We start from the raw sequence: 21,548 nt of genomic DNA, 5'->3' as shown, positions 1-21,548 counted from the left end.
TATAGGCACGCCCGTTCCGGCGTGAATCTCTTCAAGGCATTCCATCATGCGGCCTCAAAACCGTTGGCTGGTGCTGGCCATCATCGCCAGCGCCCTCTTCCTGATCACGGTCGATACGACTGTACTGTATGCGGCACTGCCCCGCCTGACCCACGACCTGCACGCCTCGGCGGCGGAAAAGCTGTGGATTATCAACGCCTATCCGCTGGTGGTCACCGGGCTGCTGCCGGCCATGGGCGCCCTGAGCGACCGCTGGGGGCCGCGCGCCACGTTCACCAGCGGGCTGGCGGCATTCGGCGCGGCCTCGCTGTGCGTGGCCTACGCGCCCTCGGCCACCCTGTTGATCGTCGCCCGCGGCCTGCTGGCGATCGGCGCGGCGCTGATGATGCCCGCCACCCTGGCGATCCTGCGCCATGTCTTCACGGACGCGCGCGAACGCGCCCTGGCTATCGGCGTATGGGCCGCCATCGCCTCCGGCGGGGCGGCCCTGGGGCCGGTGGTCGGCGGCGTGCTGCTGGAGTATTTCTGGTGGGGCTCGGTGTTCCTGATCAACGTCCCCGTGGTGCTGGCCCTGCTCTGGCCCGCGTGGCGACTGGTGCCGGCGGTGCGGCCGGCGGCCCATCGGCCCTGGGACCTGGCCGCGGCCGTGCTGATCATGACGGCGCTGGTGGGACTGGTGTTCGGGCTGAAGGAGCTGGGCAAGCCGGCGCCGGACTACGGCGTGGCCGCGCTCGCGGTGGCGGCGGGCGCCGTGGCGATGGCGCTGTTCGCGCGCCGCCAGCGTGGCCAGTCCGAGCCGATGATAGACGTGGGAATGTTTCGCGATGCCGGATTCAGCCGCGGCGTCGCGGTCGCCCTGATCGCGATGCTGACGCTGGTGGGCGTGGAGCTGGTGCTCAGCCAGCGGCTGCAGCTGGTGCAGGGCATGACGCCGCTGCAGGCGGCGCTGCTGCTGTTGCCGGTGCCGCTGGCGGCGGCCGCGGCCGGACCGCTGGCCGGCCTGTGGCTGGGCCGCGCGGGCGAGCGCCGCGTGATGGGCTCCGCGCTGGCCCTGGCTGGCCTCGGGGCGGCCGGCATGGTCGCCGGCGCCGGGTGGCCGCTGGCCGGCCAGATGGCGGTACTGGCCCTGCTGGGCGCCGGCCTGGGCGGCGCCATGACCGCCGCCTCGACCGCCGTCATGCTGCACGCGCCCGCCGACCGCGCCAGCATGGCCGCCTCGATCGAGGAAGTGGCATACGAATTGGGCAGCGTGCTGGGCGTGACCCTGTTTGGCAGCATCATGACCACGGTCTACACCCGCACGCTGGTATTGCCGGCCGATGCGCCGGCCGCCGCGCAATTGCGCGACAGCCTGGACCAGGCGCTGGCCGCCGCCGAAACCATGGCGCCGCAGTGGGCGCAGCAGGTATTGCCGCTGGCCTACCGGGCGTTCGACCATGCGTACGTGGTGGTGGCCGCGACGGCCGCGGCCCTGCTGGCGGGCGCGGCGCTGCTGACGCAGGCGCGCCGGCGCGGGCCTCAGTCCTCGCGGAACTGCATGTTGTAGAGCGAGGCGTACAGGCCGTTGGCGGCCAGCAGCTCGCTGTGCGGCCCGTGCTCGACGATCCTGCCGGCGTCCAGCACGATGATGCGGTCGGCGTTCTGCACGGTCGACAGCCGGTGGGCGATGACCAGCGTGGTGCGTCCGCGCATCAGGCGCTCCAGCGACGCCTGCACCTGGCGCTCGGACTCGTTGTCCAGCGCCGAGGTCGCCTCGTCGAGAATCAACACCGGCGCGTTCTTGATCAGGGCGCGGGCGATCGCCAGGCGCTGGCGCTGGCCGCCCGACAGGCGGGCGGCATTCTGGCCCACCGGCGTGTGGATGCCCAGCGGCAGGCCGTCGACGAACTCCAGCAGGTTGGCCGCGGCCAGCGCGTCGCGGATGCGCGCGTCGTCGACGGTGCCGCCGGCGCCATAGCCCACATTGGCGGCGATGGTGTCGTCGAACAGCACCACGTCCTGGCTGACCAGCGACAGGTGCGAGCGCAGGCTGCGCAAAGTGAGGTCCTGGATGGGCACATCGTCGAACAGGATGTCGCCGCCATCGGGCAGGACAAAGCGCGGCAGCATGTTGACCAGGGTGGTCTTGCCGCTGCCCGAGCGCCCGACCAGGGCCACGGTCTGGCCCGGCTCGACCAGGAACGACACGGCGCTGACGGTATCGCGGTCGGCATCCGGGAAGCGGTGGCTGACCGCGCGGAACTCGACCTTGCCGCGCACCGGTTCGGGCAAGGCGCGCGTGCCGGCGTCGGCCTCGGGCGTCTGGTCCACCAGGGTGAACACGCTTTCTGCCGCCACCAGCATTTTCTGCATCTTGCCGGCCAGGTTGGTCAGGCGCTTGATCGGATCGAAGATCTGCGCCAGCGCGGCCATGAACGAGGCGAAGCTGCCCACGGTAAGCGCGCCGCTGTTGGCCTGGCTGAGGGCCACGGCGATGACCGCGCCCACGGCGACCGAAATGCAGACCTGCGTAAGCGGCGTAAGCGCCGCGTCGGCGGTGGCGCTGCGCATCGCGAAGCGGCGCAGGCGCGAGTTGACGAAGTCGAAGCGGCGGCGCTCGGCGTCATAGCCATCGAACAGCTTGATGACGCGTTGCCCGTCTATGCCCTCGCTGACCACGCGGGTGAGCTCGGCGTTCATGTTGACGGTTTCGCGATTGATGCGGCGCAGCCGGCGCGTGAACGCGCGGGCGATGCCCACCGACACCGGCAACATGACGAGAATGATCAGCGTCAGCGCCCACGACATGTACAGCAGCACGCCGATCAGGGCGATGACGACCAGGGTTTCGCGCACCAGCACCGTGATGACGTCGGTGGCGTAGCCGGTGACGTTGCCCGCGTCGATGGTGAAGCGGTTGAGCAGCCGGCCGGTATCGCCGCGCTTGAAGTCGGCGTCGGGCAGGCCCAGCAGGCGCTCGAACATCTCGCCCCGGATGCCGCGCAGCACGTTGTTGGCCACCCAGGCCAGCAGGTAGTCGCTGAAGAAATTGCAGATTCCGCGCAGCAGGATCAGCCCCACCACCGCCAGCGGCAGGAACCAGACATAATGCGGTTTGGCGCCCGAGAAGCCATCATCGAGCAGCGGTTTCATGATGACTGCCAGCGTGGGCTGGGTCGCGGCGGCGCCGGCCATCAGCAGGACGGCCAGCACCAAACCCTTCCAGTAAGAGCCTACGCGGCTGTAGACCCGCTTCCAGAGTTCGGCCTTGACCGGCTGGGAGCCGGCGGGCGCATTGCGTGCGGCAGAATTCAAGGAAACACTCGCTTTAATACAATCGTGCCCGGGATTGTACCGTCGGCCACCCGCCGCCCGACAACCGTCCGGCCGACCCGGCCGCCACGCCAGCATGCCACGCACACTCCGATGACCACCATTTCATGCATTTATGTCCGCCTGCCCAACTGGATCGGCGATGTTTGTATGAGCCTGCCCAGCCTGCGCGCCCTGCGGGACAGCGGCGTGCCGCTGGTCATCTGCGCGCGCCCCTGGGCGCGCGACCTGCTGGCCGGCGTGCCGAAGCGGGATTTCCTGCCCATGACCGGCAAGGTGCTGCGCGACCGGGCCGCGGTGGCCGCGCACCGGCGCGCCCTGGGCGGCGGCGCCACGCGCGGCCTGCTGCTGCCGGACTCGCTGTCGAGCGCCGCGGTGTTCCGGCTGGCTGGCGTACCCTGCGCGGGCTACCGCGACGATGGCCGCAGCCCGCTGCTGCGCTGGCCGGTGGACAAGCCTGGCGCCGGCCTGCACGCGGTGCAGTCGTGGCACAACCTGACCCGCGCGGCCCTGCAGCGCTGGGGCTTGCCGGCCGGACCCGCCGAGCCGGGCACGCTTGGCCTGCCGCTGACGCAGGCGCATCGCGACGCGGCCGGGCAATTGCTGCAGGAGCAGCAGCTGGCCGGACGGCCGTTCGTGCTGATCGCCCCCACCGCCACCGGCCTGCACAAGGGCAAGGTCAAGGTATGGCCGGGCTTCGACGTCCTGACCCGGGCCCTGCAGGAACGGGGCCAGACCGTGGTAATGTGCCCTCCACCGGCCGAAGTCGCCGAGGCCCGCCGCAACGCGCCCTCCGCCACGCTGCTGCCGCCGCTGGGGCTGGGCGCCTTCGCCGCCCTGGCGCAGCGCGCCGCCCTGGTTGTGTGCAATGATTCAGGCGTATCCCATGTGGCGGCGGCGGTCGATGCCCGCCAGTTGACGCTGTTCGGCGTGACCCGCCCGGGGCGCACCGGCCCGTGGTCGCCCGGGGCGGTCTGCCTGGGCTCCGAAACACACTGGCCGGAGCCAGAACAAGTAATGGAAAAATCGCTCGAACTACTGAGCGGCGCGTAAACCCAACCCGACATGGCCATATCGAGTTTCCTCACCAATCTGATCATTCCCCTGAATCTGTGCCTGACGCTGGTCGTCCTCGGCCTGGTGCTGGGCCTGTTCCGCCTGCGCAAGACGGGCGCGGCCCTGATCGCCGGCGGCCTGCTGTGGGCCCTGGCCTGGTCGCTGCCGGCCACCTCGCTGTGGCTCGGGGGGGCGCTGGAGTCGCGCTACCCGCACCTGCCTCCCGAGCAGTCGCCCACCGCCGACGCCATCGTGGTGCTGGGCGGCAACACCGCCAATGGCCGGGCCAACTGGTTCCTGCCCTACGACAAGGAAACCGCGGTGGTGCGCGTGGACACCGCCACCGAGCTGTTCCAGGCCGGCCGCGCGCCCAAGGTGGTGCTGTCGGGCGGCGCGCTCGAAGGCGACATCAGCGAAGCGCGCGGCATGGCCTACCGGATGCGCCAGCATGGCGTGCCGGAAAGCGCGCTGATCCTGGAGAACGCCAGTCGCACCACCTACGAAAACGCGGCGCTGACGGAAGACACGCTGCGCCAGCACGGCATCCAGAAGGTGTTGCTGGTGACTTCCGCGCTGCACATGCCGCGCGCCATGGCGGCATTCTCCAAGCAGGGGGTGCAGGCAATCGCCGCGCCCGCGCCGCCGCAGATCGTGGCGCCGGCCGACGGCTTGCTGTCGCCCTGGCTGCCCGACCAGCGCAGCTTCGACGCCAGCCGTTCCATCATCAAGGAATACGCCGGCCTGTTCGTCTACTGGCTGCGCGGCTGGGTGTAACGCCATGCCCGCCACGCTGTCGTGCCGGCCCGGCTGCGGCGCCTGTTGCATCGCGCCGTCGATTTCCAGCCCGCTGCCCGGGCTGCCCGAGGGCAAGCCGGCGGGCGTGCCCTGCCCCCATCTGACGGCCGAGCTGCGCTGCGCGATTTTCGGGCGCCCGGAGCGCCCTGCCGTGTGCAGTGGACTGCAACCCGCGGCCGATATGTGCGGCGCCGATCGCGGGCACGCCATCGCCTGGCTGGCCAGGCTGGAGGAGGCGACGGCGCCCGCCGGCGCGTGATTCAGCCGGCCGCGCGTTCGCGCAGCAAGGTTTCGTACAAGGTCTCGTAGCGGGCGGCGACCGCCTCCCAGCTCTGCGCGCGCGCCAGCGCCAGGCCGGCGGCCGACAGCGCGGCGCGCACGGGCGCATCCTCGCCGATCGCGGCCACGGCGCGCGCCACCTCGGCGCCGTCGCGCGGGTCGCGCAGGATCAGCGCATCGCGGCCATCGGCCAGGTACTGCGCAAAACCGCAATAATCGGCGCTGCTGACCACTACGGGCAAGCCATGCGACATGGCTTCCAGCGGCGCCATGCCGTAGCTGTCGTTGAGCGTCGGGTGCACGTAGATGTCGGCTGCCTCGTAGTAGGGCGCGACGCCCGGCGTGGGATCGACGAGATGGACGCGGCCATCGGGCAGCCCGCTGTCGCCGACGCACTGGCGTGCCGGGCCGTCGGCGCCGACCACCAGCAGGCGGTAGCGGTCCGGCAATTGCGCCAACGCGGCCAGCAGCGCCGGCAGCCCCTTGCGCAGCGGGTTGCGCGCCACCAGCAGGCACGCCAGGTCGTCCTCGCCCCAACCCAGCGCGGCGCGCGTGGCGGCCCGGCGCGCCGGGTCGGCCGGCGCGGGCAACTGCACGCCGGGGGGAATCGTCTCCATGGGCAGGCCCACGCCGTAGGCGTCGCGCATCTGCTCGACGATGAGCTCGGACACCGCCACCACGCGCTTGCCCGGCCGTTGGGCCACGCGGGCTTTTTCCAGCGCCAGGTAGGTGGCCACCCGCGGGCTGGTCCAGGCCGTCAGGCGCCGGCCCAGCCCCGGCCGGCACAGCCAGTTGTAGCGCACGGGCGTGACGTGCATGACCTGCACATCGCCCGCCCCCCCGTTCATGTGGGAATGGACAATGTCGAAACCCTCGCGCGTCAGGCGCGCCGCGCGCCAGGCGAAATACAGCACCCGCAGCCAACTGGGCAGGCGGCAGCTGACACGCACCGGCAGATAGGGCAAGGCGAGGTCGCTGTCGTATTCGCGCGCCACCACCGTGACATCGTGCCGCCGCGCCAGGACGCGCATCAATTCGACGCCGTAGGCTTCGGCGCCGCCGAAGCGATTGCCGAACCGGTCCACCAGCAGCGCAATGCGCAAGCGCCGCTTATCCGCGGCGGCGCCTGTCTTCATAGCCGGTAAGGGTCTTTTGCAGGAAGCGCAGCAAGTGGGTCGAGCGCGAAACCGTGACGCGCGGCAGGCCGAAGGGATCGTCTGCGGCCGAGGCCAGCCCGCGCACGGTCAGCGTGGCGTTGTCGTAGCCGGCTTCGCGCGCCATGGCGCGATGCTCGTCCGTGTGGTCGCCGTAGGGGTAGCAGAATGCCGTCACCGGCGCGCCCAGCACCTGTTCGAGTTCGTCCTTGGATTGGCGGATCTGGCGCCGCGCTTCGTCGGCGGCCATGCGCGGCAAGTGCACGTGGTCCAGCGTATGCGAGCCGACCTCGTTGCCGGCCTGGTGCCACTCGCGCATTTCCTGCGCGCTCATGAGCGCCGAGAACGGAATGCCTTTTTCGAGATCCCACACGTTGCCGCCATCGAGCTGATGGGCCACGAAATAGTTGGTGGCGGTAAAGCCCAGCTCGCCCAGCACGGGCATGGCGTTGCGATGCACGTTGCGGTAGCCGTCGTCGAACGTGATGCCGAATACCTTGCCGCTGCGCTCTCCGCGCAGGTAGGGCATCAGGTCGCGCATGGACAGGCCTCGATAGCCGAAGCGCCGCAGCCAGGTCATCTGGCGGCGGAAGCTGGCGGGATGGACCGTCAGTCCGCGATACGGCGTGCCGCGTGGCGCCGGCTCGCCGATCTGGTGGTACATGAGGATGGGGATAGGCATGATGCCGAATTATATGGGGATCGATGCCGGCCAAGCCCGCTCAAGATTCCCTCAATGCTGCCGTTAAGTCGATCGGAAATGACAGGGGCGAGCGACAACGCCACAATATGTCAAATTGAATCAAATAAAGTATAATTATAACAAAACAAGCACCTTGTAAAAGAACCGACGCCACGACCGGCGCCGCCCCCATGCAGAGACAAGCAGTCCCGGCGCGCCACCGACGCGCGCCTCGCTCGATTCCCCGCCAGCCCGCCCCACGCCGCGAACGCCTGCCCGATCGCTAGGCGTCCGCCGCCGCCGTGCCGGACCGCGCCCCCGCGCGCCGCGTCCACGCCCTCTTCCCGCCTCCCGTATTGCCATGACCCGCTTCCTGCAAGCCTGGGTGCCGCTTCTCGTTGCCGGCATCGCTCCGATCTGGATCCAAGCCCGCCTGCATGGCGACACCTTCTCGCCGCGCGTCTATCTGCTGGGCGTTACCCTGATGCTGGCCTGCGCCCTGTTGTGGCGGCGCGCCTGGACGCGGCCGGCGGCCGTGCTGTTGTGCGTCGGCGTGGCGACGAACCTGGGGCTGGCGCAATTCAGCTACCAGGCCTATGGCCAGCGCTTCAACTTCGGTTTCGCCTACAGCATTCTGACGACGAACTACGACGAGACCGTCCAGATGCTCACCCTGCACTGGCGCTCGGCCGCGCTGACCCTGGCGGTGCTGGCGCTGCTGCTGTGGGTGGTGCGGCGCGCCGCGCGCGAATTGCCCACGCGTTGGCTGGCCTTGGGCGCGGCCGCCACCGCGCTGGTCTTTTTCGGTTCGTGGCTGCGCTATGAGCTGGCGATGCGCGGCGCGGCCGATGAGTACTACCCGTCGATCGAGCGCACGGTTTCGCGCTCGCCGATGTTCAACATGCGCTATTTCATCCAGGCCAGCTACGACCAGTCGCTGCTCGACACGGCGAACCGGCACCGCGTCACGCACCCGCTGACCCGGCGCGACACCGGCATCGACACTTATGTCGTCGTGGTGGGCGAATCGGCGCGGCGCGCCAATTGGGGGCTGTACGGCTACCCGCGCGACACCACGCCGCGGGCGGCGGCGGAACGCGACCGCATGACGCTGTATACCCGGGCCGCCGCGCCCGCGCCGCTGACCATCATGGCGGTACCGCTGACCCTGAGCGCGGCCACGGTGGACCGCTACGACCCGCGCCTGTTCGGCGACAACGTGGTGGCGCTGGCCGGCGATGCGGGATTCCGCACTTACTGGCTGAGCAACCAGGCCAGGCTGGGCCGCTATGACACGCCCGTCACGGCCATGGCCAACATGGCCCACTTCAAGACCTGGGCCGACGCACCGTACGACGAGGCCTTGCTGCCGCTGCTGGACGCGGCGCTGGCCGAGCCAGGCAGGAAAGTGGTCTTCCTGCATATCAATGGCAATCACGACAACTACTGCACGCGTTACCCGGAATCGGCCACGGTGTACCAGGGCGGCGCGCGCTACGAGGACTGCTACGACAATTCCATCCGCTATGTGGACGCGCTGCTGGGCGCGGTGATGGACCGGCTGCGCGAGCGGCGCGCCTCCTTGCTGTTCTACCCCGACCACGGCCTGGAGCGCCACGAAAGCGTGCTGGGCACGTTCTACCACGGCGGCGTGCGGCCCTCGCGCGAGGCTTACGACATTCCGATGTTCATCTGGAACAGTCCCGCCGCGCCAGCCCGGGCGCGGCGCGAATACGACGCGCCCTATTCCACCGAGGACAACTACGGGCTGATCCTGGACTGGCTGGGCGTGGCGACCGGGGTGGACGATTGCAAGCACCGGCCCGCCGCCCCGGCTTGCGCGGGCCGGCCGGTACGGGTGATCGACGCCAGGCGCGACGTGTATGCGTACGCCGAACTGGCGCCGCACCCGGATGGCCGCCGTCCGGCCACGCCGCCGCGCGTGGGGCCGCGCGCTCAGGCGCCCAACGTGCGCTGATAGACGTCCAGCGTGGCCTGCGCGAAATCGCGCAGGCCGAACTCGCGCTCGGCCGTGGCGCGCGCCTGGCGGCCCATTTCGGCCACGCGCTCCGGCTGCTCCAGCATCTCGCGCAACACGGCCGCGATGGCCGGCACGTCGCGCACCGGCACGACCCAGCCATCCCGGCCCGCCGTGATGTTCTCGGGCAACCCGCCGGCGTCGCTGGCCAGCACCGGCCTGCCCAGCGCCATCATTTCGCGGCAGGCGAACGACAAGGCCTCGCGGTACGACAGCACATAGCCCGCATCGCAGGCGCCCAGCGCCTCGCGCACGTCGTCGAGCAGGCCGGGAAACACCATCTGGTCCTGCATGCCGTGCTCGCGCACGCGATCCAGCTTGGCCTGGCTGGGCGGATCGCCGGCCACCAGGATGCGGACGCGCTCGCGCAGCGGCGCGGGCAGACTGCCCGCGGCGGCCACCAGGTCGAGCCAGCCCTTGTCGTAATCGGTGCCGCCCGCGCTGCCCAGCAGCAGTTGGCCCCGCCAGTCCGGGCCGAAGTAGCGCTCGCGCCATTGCGCGGCGGTCGCGGCGTCGGGCGGCGCGTAGTAATCGGTGTCAATGCCGTGGCGCACGGTGGTGATGGGGTGGCGGCGGTACGGCGAATCGGCCAGCAGGCCGTGCACATAGGCGCTGACGGCAATGCTGTGATCGGTGGCCAGCGCGGCGCGCAGGCGATTGCCCAGGCTGCCCAGGGGATGGTCGTTGTGCTTGGTGAAGACGATGCGCGGACGGCGGCGCAGCCCCAGCGTGGCCAGCATGACCTGCTTGTGATCGGCCGAGCCATTGCAATGGATGATGTCGTAGCCGCCCTCGGCGATCAGCCGGCGCAGCGCCGCCCGGTCATGGAACCAGGACGACAGCCGCGTGGTGTACTGCATGTCCACCACCTCGACGCCGGGAATCTCGCGGGCATAGCGGTACAGCCGGCTGGTGCCGGGCACCGCCACGGTCAGCGAGTGCTCGGGCGCCAGCGCGCGCGCCAGGTTGATGACATAGGTGACATGGCCGCCGCCGTTGCGGCCATGGAAATTGGTGTACAGGATCTTCACTTGCGTGGCTCGGACAGGAACATCAGCTTGGCATAGCGGAAGAAGCTGCCGGCGGCGGCCGTCACGGCCAGGACCAGCCCGTGGCGCCCGTCCAGGAAGCCGCGCCGGATCAGGTAGATGCGCACGAAGGTCCAGAAACCGTGGCCCAGCGCCGAGAACACCGTGGCGCGCTTGCCGCGCGCATGCATCATCGCGGCCGCATCCGAGGAATAGCGGTTGACCTTGGCGATGAGGGCGTCGAAATTGTTGTACGGGTAGTGCAGGAAGTGCCCGCGCAGGCGCGCGGGCTGGCCCCGCGCCGGCACGACGCGCTCGTGCACGGCCGCATCGGTGAACCGCGCGCTGCCGCGCCGGAACAGGCGCAGCACGTAATCGGGCCACCAGCCGCTGTGGCGGATGAAGCGGCCGCAGAAATCCGACAGCCGGGCGATTTCGTAGCAATCGGCGCTGGCGCCGGCCATGGCGGCCTGGATCTCGCCCGCCAGTTCGGGCGTGACGCGCTCGTCGGCATCGATGGACAGCACCCAGTCGCCCGTGGCCAGGTCCAGGGCGCGGTTCTTCTGCGGTCCGAATCCCGGCCAGTCCGGCGTGACTTCGACACGCGCGCCGAAATCGCGCGCCAGCTCGACGGTGTTGTCGGTGCTGCCCGAGTCGACCACGATGAACTCGTCGGCGAAGGCCACGGACTCCAGGCACGCCAGGATATTGGCCGCTTCGTTCTTGGTAATGATGATGACCGACAGCGTCATGCGCGCCTCCTCAGCTTTTTCTTCCAGGCCTTCCAGGCGTGATAGCGCGGGCCGATCCAGGGATGGCGCGCCAGCCAGATGCGGCGGTTGAGCCAGCCGCCGGCGCGGTTGCGCACCGCGAAGCGGTATATGTGCTCGCGATCGCCGCCCGGGACGTTCTGCCCCAGGGCGTCGGTGGTGTAGAGATGGCGAAAGCCGGCCTCGCGCGCCGCCTGGACATAGTCGGCGTCGAAATAGCCCTGGGGCCAGCACAGGTGGTCGCTGACCTCGCCCAGCCGGGCCTGCAGCGCCTGGCGCGAATCGGCCAGCTCCTGGGCGATATGGGCGCGCTTGGCGTCCACGTCGGGGCCGCACTGCTTGTCCCAGCGCGTATGGGTGTGGGTGTGCGAATGCACCTCGAAGGTACCGGCCGCCAGCATGGCCTGCACTTCGCTCCAGCGCAGCATGACCTCGTCGGCGCGTCCGGCGGCGATCAGGCGCTTGCTTTCGTCGTGGTCGGGCGCGGGCGGCAGCGGCTGTCCCTGCCCGGCGCAGGGCCGCGCCGGACCGTCGCCGAGCAGGCCGGTGATCAGGAACAGCACGGCCTTCATGCCGTGGCGCTGCAGGACAGGGTGTGCATACACCCAGTTGTTCAGGTATCCATCGTCGAAAGTGATCAGCACCGACTTCTCGGGCACCGGGGCGCCGTCCAGGTAGGCGGCGAATTCGGCCGTGCCCAGCGAACGGTAGCCGGCCCGCGCCAGCGCGGCGATCTGTTGCTCGAACACCTCCGGCGTGGCGGCGATCATGCCGCCGGCCGGGGTGACGTGGTGGTACATCAGCACCGGGACGTTGGGCGCGTTACGCATGGCCGCGCTCCGCCAGCCACTGCCGGTAGATCGCCTCGGTGCGCTCGGCCAGGCGTTCGGGGGCGAATACTTTTTCGTCGCGCACCATGCGCCGGCCGGCCTCGCCCATGCGGCGGCGCAGCGCCCGGTCGTCGATCAGGCGGCGCAGCGCCGCGCCCAGCGCCGCCGGGTCGCCCACCGGCACCAGGATGCCGGTCTCGCCGTCGCGCATCATCTCGGACACGCCGCCCACGTCGGTGCCGACCACCGGCAGGCCACAGGCCTCGGCTTCGACATAGACCGTGCCCGACGCCTCCTGGCGGGTGGCCAGGGCGAACAGGTCGAAACCGGCCAGCAGGTTGGGGACGTCGTTGCGCGTGCCCATCAGGTGGATGCGCGCCTGCAGGCCCAGCTCGGCCACATAGGCCTGGGTCTGCTCGAACACCGGCGAGCCGCCGCCGACGAACACCAGGTGCAGGTTGGCACGCTCGGCCATCAGCGGCCGCATGGCGTCGATCAGCTCGCGGTGCCCCTTGGTGGCGCGCATCACCGCCACGCAGCCGACCACGATGTCCTCGGCCGCCAGGCCCAGTTCGTCGCGCAGGGTCGAGCGTTCGATGGGGGGCGGCAGCACGATGGGCGAATAGATCGTGGCGATGTGGCCGGCGGGCACGCCGCGCTCGATGAGGTGCTGGCGCACGTGGTCGCTGACCGTGGTGACGCGATGCGGCAGGCCGGTATACGACCAGAGCGAGCCGACCTTGTTGGACAGGTGACGGGTGCGCACGATCAGCGGCGTGCCCGCCAGCCGGCCGGCGGCCGCGGCGATCACGGTATCGCGCCGGCTGTGGGTGTTCAGCACGTCGTAGCGGCGCTGGCGCAGCAGGCGGCGCAGGCTCAGCACGCCGCGCAGGTAATTGCCCGGCCCGTCCATTTCCAGCGTGTGCACGGTGAAGCCGGCCTCGGCCAGGCGGCGCGCCAGCTGCGCCTGCGGCTGGCAGATGGCCTCCATGTGATGGCCGCGCTCGCGCATGGCCGTCATTTCCTTGAAGATGCGCCCTTCCTGGCCGCCGAAACTGGTGGCGGCTTCGGAGTGCACGATACGCAATGGCCGCATCAGTAGGTAACCTCGACGCCGTCGGGCTTGGCCCAGTCGTTCAGGTTCTCGAGCAGCGTGTCGGCCATGCGCACGCGCCAGTCTTCGCCCAGCCGCACCGTGCACAGGAAATTGTTCTTGCGGTAGACCACGTCCACCGGCACGCCGGGCACGCCGTTCTCGGGCTCGGCCCGGAACGGGTTGAGCAACTGGCGCAGGCGCGCCGCGTCGGCCTGGCCGTTGAGCCGGATGCGCAGCGATTTGGCGCGCGCCTCGCGCGCCAGCTGCAGGTCGTACAGCTGCTCGGCCACGATGCGCATGCCGCCGGAGTATTCGTCGTTGCTGACCTTGCCCTGCACCACCAGCAACTGGTCTTCGCGCAGGCGGCTGCGATGCTTCTCGTACAGCTCGTTGAACACCGAGATCTCGATCTGCGCCGTGCCGTCGTCAAGCACGGCGAACACCATCTTGCCGCGCCGCGTCATCATGGTGCGCACGCCGGCCAGCACCCCGCACATCCATTGCAGGTCGCGCTGCGGCTCCAGGCGCGCCAGCTGCATCGGCACGATGCGCCGCACCTCGTCGCGCCAGGCGTCGAACAGGTGGCCGCTGAAGTAATAGCCCAGCGCCGTCTTTTCCTCGGTCAGGGTGGTGTGCAGGTTCCAGGGCGCCACCTTGGTCAGTTCGCCGGCGACCACGTCGCCGCTGTCGTCGCCGAACAGCGACGCCTGGTTGGCGCTGCGCGCGGCCTGCTCGGCGGCTTCCATCGCCGTGCCGACCGAGGCCAGCATGGCGGCGCGGTTGGGTTCGATGGTGTCGAACGCGCCGGCCTTGATCAGGGCCTCGATGGTGCGCCGGTTGACCGCGTGCTTGCTGACGCGCCGGCAGAAGTCGAACAGGTTGGCGAACGGGCCGCCTTCCTGGCGCGCGCGCAGGATTTCCTCGACCGCGCCCTGCCCGGTGCCCTTGACCGCGCCCAGGCCGTAGCGCATGGTGCGCGGCGGCTTGCCCTGCTCGGTGTGCTTGTCGGCCACCGGTTCGAAACGATAGCCCGAGGCGTTGACATCGGGAGGCAGCACCTCGACGCCGTTGTCCTGCGCATCGCGCACGAAGATCTGCACCTTGTCGGTATCGTCCATATCGGACGACAGCGTGGCGGCCAGGAACTCGGTGGGATGGTAGGCCTTCAGCCATGCGGTCTGGTAGGCGATCAGCGCATAGGCGGCCGAGTGCGACTTGTTGAAGCCGTAGCCCGCGAACTTCTCCATCAGGTCGAACAGCTTGACCGCCAGGTCGGGATCGTGCCCCTTCTCGCGCGCGCCCTGTTCGAACAGTTCGCGGTGCTTGGCCATTTCCTCGGGCTTTTTCTTGCCCATGGCGCGCCGCAGCAGGTCGGCGCCGCCCAGCGAGTAGCCGCCGATGATCTGCGAGATCAGCATCACCTGTTCCTGGTAGACGATGACCCCATAGGTGCTGCGCAGGGTGCCTTCCAGGTCCGGGTGGAAATAATCGACCGCGGCGCGGCCGTGCTTGCGGTTGACGAAATCGTCCACCATGCCGGATTCCAGCGGCCCCGGACGGTACAGGGCCAGCATGGCGATGATGTCTTCGAAAGTGCTGGGGCGCAACTTCTTCAGCAGCTCTTTCATGCCGCGCGATTCAAGCTGGAACACCGCGGTCGTGTTGGCGTCGCACAGCACCTTGTACGCGGCCTGGTCGTCCAGCGACAGGGCCATGACGTCGAAGTCGCGCTTGTCGGCGTTGAACTGGCGCACGAAGCGCACCGCCCAGTCCAGGATGGTCAGGTTGCGCAGGCCCAGGAAGTCGAACTTCACCAGGCCGGCCGCCTCGACGTCATCCTTGTCGAACTGCGAAACCGCGCTGTTCTCCTGGCCGGGCTGGCAATACAGCGGGCAGAAATCGGTCAGCTTGCCCGGCGCGATCAGCACCCCGCCGGCGTGCATCCCGATGCTGCGCGTCAGGCCTTCGAGCGGGCGCGCCAGGTCGACCAGGGCGCGCACTTCCTCTTCCTGCTCGTAGCGGTCCTTGAAGGCCGGCTCGTCCTTGAGCGTGCGCTCCAGCGTCCACGGATCGGCCGGGTTGAACGGGATCAGCTTGGACAGGGCATCGCAGAACAGGTAGGGCATGTCCAGCACGCGGCCGGCATCGCGCACCACCGCCTTGGCGCCCAGGGTGCCGAAGGTGGCGATCTGGCTGACCGCCTCGCGCCCGTACTTCATCTTGACGTAGTCGATGACCCGTTCGCGGTTGTCCTGGCAGAAGTCGATGTCGAAGTCGGGCATCGATACCCGTTCGGGGTTCAGGAAGCGCTCGAACAGCAAGTCGTAGCGGATCGGGTCCAGGTCGGTGATGCCCAGCGCATAGGCCACCAGCGAGCCGGCGCCCGACCCCCGCCCCGGGCCGACCGGAACGCCGTTGTTCTTGCCCCAGTTGATGAAGTCCTGCACGATCAGGAAGTAGCCGGGAAAGCCCATCTGGATGATGGTCTTGCACTCCCAGCGCAGCCGCTCGTAGTACTGCTCGCGCTTGGCGTTGCGCTCGGCCTCGTCGGGGAACAGGAACTGCAGGCGCTTTTCCAGGCCTTCCTCGGACAGCTGGACCAGGTAATCGTCCAGCGTCACGCCTTCCGGCGTGGGGAAATTCGGCAGGCGCGGCTTGCCCAGCACCAGGGTGAGGTTGCAGCGCCGCGCGATCTCGACCGTATTGGCCAGCGCCGAAGGCACGTCGGCGAAGCGGCGCGCCATTTCCTCGGAGCTGAGCAGGTATTGGTCCTGCGTGTAGCGCCGCACCCTCCGCGGATTGGCGAGGATCTCGCCTTCGGCGATGCACACGCGCGCCTCATGCGCCTGGAACTCGTCGCGGTCCAGGAACTGCACCGGATGGGTGGCCACCACCGGCAGCCCCGCCTCGGCGGCCAGCCGCATGGCGGCCTGGGTATAGGTTTCGTCGCCGTCAAAGCCGGCGCGCTGCAATTCGATGTAGTACGAACCCGGAAACAACTGGCCCCATTGACGCGCCAGCGACAGCGCCGTGACGGCATTGCCGGCTTCCAGCGCCTGGCCGACATCGCCGCCACGCGCGCCCGACAGCACGATCAGCCCTTCCTGGCCCTGCAGCCATTCGCGGCGCACCTCGGCGCGCCCCTTGTACTGGTTTTCCAGGAACGAACGCGTCAGCAGCTCGCACAGGTTGAGGTAGCCCTGGTGGTTGCGCACCAGCAGCAGGAGACGGAACGGCTTTTCGCGGTCATCGTCGTTGGTCAGCCAGATATCGCTGCCGGCCACCGGCTTGACGCCGGCGCCGCGCGCGCCCTTGTAGAACTTGATCAGGCCGAAGATATTCGACAGATCCGTCAGCGCCACGGCTGGCTGGCCCAGCTTGGCCACGCGCTTGATCAGATCGGAAATGCGCACGATGCCATCCGAGACGGAAAACTCGGAGTGGACGCGCAAATGTACAAATGGGGGCGGATTTGTTACGGCTTCGGACATGTCCGGAATTGTACCCAGTCGGGGCAGCCGACGGCGCGATTTCACCCCTCGTCCGGACCCGCCGCGCCGCCGCCTGTGTAACAATACCTGATTACCGATTTATCCCACGGATGCCGCAACGGCATCCTCTGCGCACCATGAAATGGCTGATCCCGGGCCTATGGCTGGCCTCTATCCTGTTTGCCCACTTCCGCGGCCGCGTGCGGCTGTCGCTGTCGCGCCAGATGCTGGACCACTCCGTGCTGCTGGCGCCGGTCAACGCCTTCATGGTGCTGACCTCGCGCGTGCCCACCACCCCGTACCTGACCACCAGCGAAATCCCCGAGCTCAAGGTGCTGGACGACAACTGGGAAACCATTCGCGACGAAGCCCTGAAGATGGCCGAGCTGCGCCGCATCAAGGCCGCCGAGCGCCATGACGACATCGGCTTCAACTCGTTCTTCAAATACGGCTGGAAGCGCTTCTACCTGAAGTGGTACGACGCCCGCCACCCATCGGCCGAGGAGCTCTGCCCCAAGACCGTGGCCATCCTCAAGAGCCTGCCCAAGGTCAAGGCGGCCATGTTCGCCGAACTGCCGCCGGGCGGCAAGCTGAACCCGCACCGCGACCCCTTCTCGGGCTCGCTGCGCTACCACCTGGGCCTGGCCACGCCCAACGACGACCGCTGCTACATCGCCGTCGACGGCGAAAGCTACAGCTGGCGCGACGGCGAAAGCGTGGTGTTCGACGAAACCTATGTGCACGAAGCGCACAACAAGAGCGAAGGCAATCGCATCATCCTGTTCTGCGACGTCGAGCGCCCGCTCAAATGGCGCTGGGCGGAGGCCTTCAACCGCTGGTTCGGCCGCGTGGTCATGTCGGCCGCCAGCTCGCCCAACGACGCCGGCGACCAGACCGGGGCCATCAACAAGCTGACCCACGCGCACTGGGTCATCGACCAGAAGCGCAAGCAGTTCAAGGCCTGGAACCGCACCGTCTACAAAGCCACCAAGTGGGGCCTGATCGCCCTGCTGGTCATCGGCTTCCTGGCCCTCTGAAGCCACAGGCGCCTGTCCCCGCGGGGACAGGCGCCTGTGGGACAGCCCCCTACCGCCGCAACGACTCCCAGGCTTTCATCAGGCGCTTGACCGAGACCGGCATGGGGGTACGCAACTCCTGGGCGAACAGGGCGACCCGCAGTTCTTCCAGCAGCCAGCGGAATTCGTCCAGGCGCGGATCGGGCGCGCCCTTCAGCGCGCTGCGCGCGCGCTGGTACTGGGTGAGGATGGGCGCCATCTCGCCCATCAGGCGGGCGTCGCGCGCCGGATCCGCGCGCAGCTTGTCGATGCGCGCCACCGCCGCCTTGAGATAGCGCGGATAGTGCGCCAGCTGCGCATAGGGCGTATCGCGCACGAACCATTTGGGCATCAGCACGCCCAATTGCTGCTGCAGGTCGGCATAGGCCGCCGCGTGCGGCCTGGCCTGCGGCAGCTTGCGCTGCAGGGCGCCGTACTCGGCCAGGATGGCATGCGCCATGCGCGCCACTTCCTGCGCCAGCAACCCCAGCCGGCCCTTGCCCTCCTGCCGGCGCGCCTCGAACTGCCGTTCATCGACCGGCCAGGGTTCGGCCAGGCAGGCCTGCGCCAGCGCGCAATCGATGATCTGGTCGCGCAGCTCTTCCTGCGTGCCCAGGGCCATGTACAGCATGCTCATCTTCGTCAGGTCGGCCAGGTTCTTTTCCAGGAACTTGACCTGCTCGCGCAAGGCCAGCCGGAACAGCCGCAGCAGGCCGGCACGATGGTGGCGGCGCGCCTCGTCGGGGTCGTCGAACACGTCGAGATCGCAATGCGCGCCCCGGTCGACCAGCGCCGGGTAGCCGATGACGGATCGCCCGCCGCGCTTGATCTCCATGATCTCGGGCAAGGGGCCGAACGACCAGGATGTCAGGTTCTCGTGCGCCAGCGCTTGCGCCACGTCCGAGTCGCGCGCCGCCAGTTGCTGGAAGGTCGCCTGGGCCTGCTTGCCCAATTCGGCCTTGAGCTGCGCCAGGTTGCGCCCGGCGGCCAGCATCCGGCCATGCTCGTCGACCACCTTGAAATTCATGAACAGGTGCGCCGGCAGCGTTTCCAGCTTGAAGTCGCCAGGCGCCGGACGCACCTGTACCTGGTCCCACATGTCGGCGATCAGCGCATCGACCAGGCCTTGCTGCGGGTCGGCCTGGCGCTCGTACCAGCGCTCGTAGAAGCCCGCCGCGTAGTCGGGCAGCGGCACGCAATGGCGGCGCAGCTTCTGCGGCAGCGACTTGAGCAGCAGATGGGCCTTTTCCTTGAGCATGCCCGGCACCAGCCATTCGCAGCGCTGCGCGTCGATCTGGTTGAGCGCGAACAGGGGCACCGACAGCGTGACGCCGTCGCGCGGCGAGCCCGGCTCGAAGTGATAGTCCAGCGGCATCGCCACGCCCTGCCACTCGACTTTCTTGGGAAAGACGTCGGTCGTTACGCCGGCCGCCTCGTGGCGCATCAGTTCGTCGCGCGTCAGCAGCAGGCGCGCGGCGGCCGCCTTGTCCAGGCCGTTCACCCACTTTTCCAGGCTGGCGGTCTGCGAGATGTCGGCCGGCAGCTGGCGATCGTAGAACGCGTAGATCAGTTCGTCGTCGACCAGGATGTCGGGACGGCGCGTTTGATGCTCCAGCTTCTCGATCCCGGCGATCAGCTTGCGGTTGTGGGCCACGAACGGCAGCCGAGTGTCGATCTCGCCGGGCACCAGGGCCTGGCGGATGAACAGTTCGCGGGCGTGCTGCGGGTTGATGCGGCCGTAGTGCACCCGCCGGCCGTTGTACACCAGCAGGCCATACAGGGTGGCGCGCTCGTTGGCGACCACCTGCCCGGCTTTCTTCTCCCAGCGCGGGTCGGACCAGTTGCGGCGCAGCAGGTGCGCGGCGGCGCGCTCCAGCCACACCGGCTCGATGCGCGCCACGCAGCGCGCGTACAGGCGCGTGGTTTCGACCAGCTCGGCGGCGACGATCCAGCGCCCGGCCTTCTTGACCAGGCGCGAGCCGGGATGGATGTGGAAACGGATCTCGCGCGCGCCGTGGTACTGGCCGCCCTCCTCGCCCTTGAAGCCGATATTGCCCAGCAGGCCCGACAGCAGCGCCATGTGCAGCTGCTCGTAGGTGGCCTCGCTCTGGTTCAGGCGCCAGCCCTGTTCGCCCACCAGCGCGGCCAGCTGGGTATGCACGTCGTGCCATTCGCGCAGGCGCACCGGCGACAGGAAGTTCTGGCGCAGCAGCGCCACCAGCTTGCGCTGGGACGCCTTGTGCTGCACCTGCTCGCCATACCAGCGCCACAGTTTCAGGAACGACAGGAATTCGGACTTGTCGTCGGCGAACTTGGCGTGCGCGTTCTCCGCCGCCTCGCGTTCGGCCATCGGACGGTCGCGCGGGTCCTGCACCGACAGGGCGGCGGCGATGATGAGCATCTCGGCCAGACATTGCTGTTCGCGCGCGGCCAGGATCATGCGGCCGATGCGCGGGTCCACCGGCAGCTTGGCCAGTTCCTGGCCGGTGCGGGTCAGGCGGAACGCCGCGCCGCCGCCCGCCTCGGCGGCCTCGTCGTCGCCGGCGCCGGCCAGCTCGATGGCGCCCAGTTCCTGCAGCAGGTGGTAGCCGTCGGCCACGGCGCGTCCCGGCGGCGCCTCGACGAACGGAAACTGCTCGATGTCGTCCAGCTTGAGCGACTTCATGCGCAGGATCACCGACGCCAGCGAGGAACGCAGCACTTCCGGGTCGGTGAACGGCGCGCGGGCGTTGAAATCGGCCTCGTCGTAGAGGCGGATGCACAGCCCCGGGCCGATCCGGCCGCAGCGGCCGGCGCGCTGGTTGGCCGAGGCGCGGCTGACCGGCTCGATGCGCAACTGTTCGACCTTGTTGCGCCAGGAATAGCGCTTGACGCGCGCCAGGCCGCTGTCGACCACGAAGCGGATGCCCGGCACGGTCAGCGAGGTTTCGGCCACGTTGGTGGCCAGCACCACCCGCCGCGCATTGCCGCGCGGGTGGAATATCTGTTCCTGCTCGGCCTGCGACAGCCGCGCGTACAGCGGCAGCACTTCGGTGCCGACCGGATGGCGCTTGCGCAACGCCTCGGCCGACTCGCGTATTTCGCGCTCGCCCGGCAGGAACACCAGCACATCGCCGGGGCCGTGGCGCGCGCATTCATCGACCGCGTCGACGATGGCGTCGATCAGGTCGCGCTCTTCGTCGCCGGCGCTGCGTTCGCGGCCGCCCTTGGCGGGCGCGGCGGCCTCGTCGTCGGACATGGGAGGCTGCACCGGCCGGTAGCGCACCTCCACCGGATACAGGCGCCCCGACACCTCGATGACGGGCGCCGGATGCTCCGGGCCGGCGGCGAAGTGCCGCGCGAAACGCTCCGCGTCGATGGTGGCCGAGGTGATGATGACTTTCAGGTCGGGCCGGCGCGGCAGCAGCTGCTTGAGGTAGCCGAGCAGGAAGTCGATGTTCAGGCTGCGCTCGTGCGCCTCGTCGATGATGATGGTGTCGTAGCGGCGCAGCAGCGGATCGCGCTGCGACTCGGCCAGCAGGATGCCGTCGGTCATCAGCTTGATCGAGGCGTTCGGGCCGGTGCGGTCGTTGAAGCGCACCTGGTATCCCACCACTTCGCCCATCGGCGTGCGCAACTCCTCGGCGATGCGCTTGGCCACCGAGGTGGCCGCCAGGCGGCGAGGCTGGGTATGGCCGATCATCTTGCGCCGGCCGCGCCCGAGCTCCAGGCAGATCTTGGGCAGCTGGGTCGTCTTGCCCGACCCCGTCTCGCCGCTGACGATGACCACCTGGTGCGCGGCGATGGCGCGCGCGATTTCCTGGCGGCGCGCGCTGACCGGCAGGTCTTCGGGATAGGAAATCGCGGGAATCGGCCGCTCGGGGCGCGGTTCGGAACGCGCGGCGGCCGCGCGCTCGGGCGGACGGGAGGCTTCTGGCATTGACGAAATATCCGTTGAACCCGGCATTATAGGAGGCGCCGGC

General features: G+C 69.1%; 15 protein-coding genes. 6 read left to right on the top strand and 9 right to left on the bottom strand.

Features of this window, described 5'->3' with window-relative positions:
* The first annotated feature begins 46 nt into the window (after window positions 1-46).
* Window positions 47-1,546, top strand: coding sequence for an MFS transporter (locus CAL11_RS07430; protein WP_086092561.1), 1,500 nt, complete (start codon window positions 47-49; stop codon window positions 1,544-1,546).
* On the opposite strand, the gene msbA is transcribed toward CAL11_RS07430, so the two are convergent.
* Entirely contained in the window at window positions 1,519-3,390 is a 1,872-nt protein-coding gene (gene msbA / locus CAL11_RS07425; protein ID WP_208617574.1) for a lipid A export permease/ATP-binding protein MsbA, read from the bottom strand. The genes CAL11_RS07430 and msbA overlap by 28 nt on opposite strands.
* Before the next feature lie 15 nt (window positions 3,391-3,405).
* Here msbA and CAL11_RS07420 point away from each other — a divergent pair, with 15 nt between their 5' ends.
* From CAL11_RS07420 to CAL11_RS07410, 3 genes are read left to right on the top strand one after another with little or no spacing between them, the layout of a single operon-like run.
* Window positions 3,406-4,365 carry a glycosyltransferase family 9 protein gene (locus CAL11_RS07420; RefSeq protein ID WP_086092560.1) on the top strand — a complete coding sequence of 320 codons (960 nt, stop codon included), beginning with the start codon at window positions 3,406-3,408 and terminating at the stop codon, window positions 4,363-4,365.
* A gap of 12 nt (window positions 4,366-4,377) precedes the next feature.
* A complete protein-coding gene (locus CAL11_RS07415; RefSeq protein ID WP_086092559.1) occupies window positions 4,378-5,142 on the top strand; it encodes a YdcF family protein in 765 nt (254 codons plus the stop codon).
* Window positions 5,143-5,146: 4 nt separating this feature from the next.
* Entirely contained in the window at window positions 5,147-5,422 is a 276-nt protein-coding gene (locus CAL11_RS07410) for a YkgJ family cysteine cluster protein (protein WP_086092558.1), read from the top strand.
* 1 nt (window position 5,423) lies between these two features.
* On the opposite strand, the gene CAL11_RS07405 is transcribed toward CAL11_RS07410, so the two are convergent.
* Together CAL11_RS07405 and CAL11_RS07400 are read right to left on the bottom strand one after the other, a co-directional pair.
* Window positions 5,424-6,545 (bottom strand): glycosyltransferase family 4 protein, encoded by a 1,122-nt coding sequence (locus tag CAL11_RS07405; RefSeq protein ID WP_086092557.1) that lies wholly within the window; start codon window positions 6,543-6,545, stop codon window positions 5,424-5,426.
* 7 nt (window positions 6,546-6,552) lie between these two features.
* Complete coding sequence (locus CAL11_RS07400) at window positions 6,553-7,278, bottom strand: polysaccharide deacetylase family protein (RefSeq protein ID WP_086092556.1); 726 nt, start codon at window positions 7,276-7,278, stop codon at window positions 6,553-6,555.
* A 361-nt stretch (window positions 7,279-7,639) separates the two neighbouring features.
* Here CAL11_RS07400 and CAL11_RS07395 point away from each other — a divergent pair, with 361 nt between their 5' ends.
* Window positions 7,640-9,256, top strand: coding sequence for a phosphoethanolamine transferase (locus CAL11_RS07395; RefSeq protein WP_033462426.1), 1,617 nt, complete (start codon window positions 7,640-7,642; stop codon window positions 9,254-9,256).
* On the opposite strand, the gene CAL11_RS07390 is transcribed toward CAL11_RS07395, so the two are convergent.
* Genes CAL11_RS07390 through dnaE form a run of 5 tightly spaced genes read right to left on the bottom strand, consistent with a single transcriptional unit; the run spans window position 9,235 to window position 16,531 of the window.
* Window positions 9,235-10,347, bottom strand: a complete 1,113-nt coding sequence (locus CAL11_RS07390; RefSeq protein ID WP_086092555.1) for a glycosyltransferase family 4 protein — start codon at window positions 10,345-10,347, stop codon at window positions 9,235-9,237. The two genes, CAL11_RS07395 and CAL11_RS07390, sit on opposite strands and share 22 nt — an antisense overlap.
* Window positions 10,344-11,096 carry a glycosyltransferase family 2 protein gene (locus tag CAL11_RS07385; protein ID WP_033462429.1) on the bottom strand — a complete coding sequence of 251 codons (753 nt, stop codon included), beginning with the start codon at window positions 11,094-11,096 and terminating at the stop codon, window positions 10,344-10,346. The genes CAL11_RS07390 and CAL11_RS07385 overlap by 4 nt, the downstream gene beginning before the upstream one ends.
* Window positions 11,093-11,944 carry a polysaccharide deacetylase family protein gene (locus CAL11_RS07380; RefSeq protein ID WP_086092554.1) on the bottom strand — a complete coding sequence of 284 codons (852 nt, stop codon included), beginning with the start codon at window positions 11,942-11,944 and terminating at the stop codon, window positions 11,093-11,095. Before CAL11_RS07380 ends, CAL11_RS07385 begins: the two co-directional genes overlap by 4 nt.
* Window positions 11,937-13,040: a glycosyltransferase family 4 protein gene (locus CAL11_RS07375; protein ID WP_086092553.1), complete on the bottom strand. Its 1,104-nt coding sequence runs from the start codon at window positions 13,038-13,040 to the stop codon at window positions 11,937-11,939. The genes CAL11_RS07380 and CAL11_RS07375 overlap by 8 nt, the downstream gene beginning before the upstream one ends.
* On the bottom strand, window positions 13,040-16,531 hold the full coding sequence (gene dnaE, locus CAL11_RS07370; protein ID WP_086092552.1) for a DNA polymerase III subunit alpha: 3,492 nt from the start codon (window positions 16,529-16,531) through the stop codon (window positions 13,040-13,042). Before dnaE ends, CAL11_RS07375 begins: the two co-directional genes overlap by 1 nt.
* A gap of 137 nt (window positions 16,532-16,668) precedes the next feature.
* On the opposite strand from dnaE, the gene lpxO reads away from it, so the two are divergent.
* Window positions 16,669-17,568 (top strand): lipid A hydroxylase LpxO, encoded by a 900-nt coding sequence (gene lpxO / locus CAL11_RS07365; protein ID WP_033462434.1) that lies wholly within the window; start codon window positions 16,669-16,671, stop codon window positions 17,566-17,568.
* 49 nt (window positions 17,569-17,617) lie between these two features.
* Here the strand turns inward: lpxO and hrpA are convergent, their stop codons facing one another.
* The gene (gene hrpA, locus CAL11_RS07360) at window positions 17,618-21,505 is read right to left on the bottom strand and encodes an ATP-dependent RNA helicase HrpA (RefSeq protein WP_086092550.1); all 3,888 of its coding nucleotides are present in this window, start codon (window positions 21,503-21,505) and stop codon (window positions 17,618-17,620) included.
* Window positions 21,506-21,548: the final 43 nt, after the last annotated feature.

Source organism: Bordetella genomosp. 6 (genome assembly GCF_002119705.1).
Lineage (GTDB): Bacteria > Pseudomonadota > Gammaproteobacteria > Burkholderiales > Burkholderiaceae_B > Bordetella > Bordetella bronchiseptica_F.
This window is presented reverse-complemented; position numbering and strand designations above follow the sequence as displayed.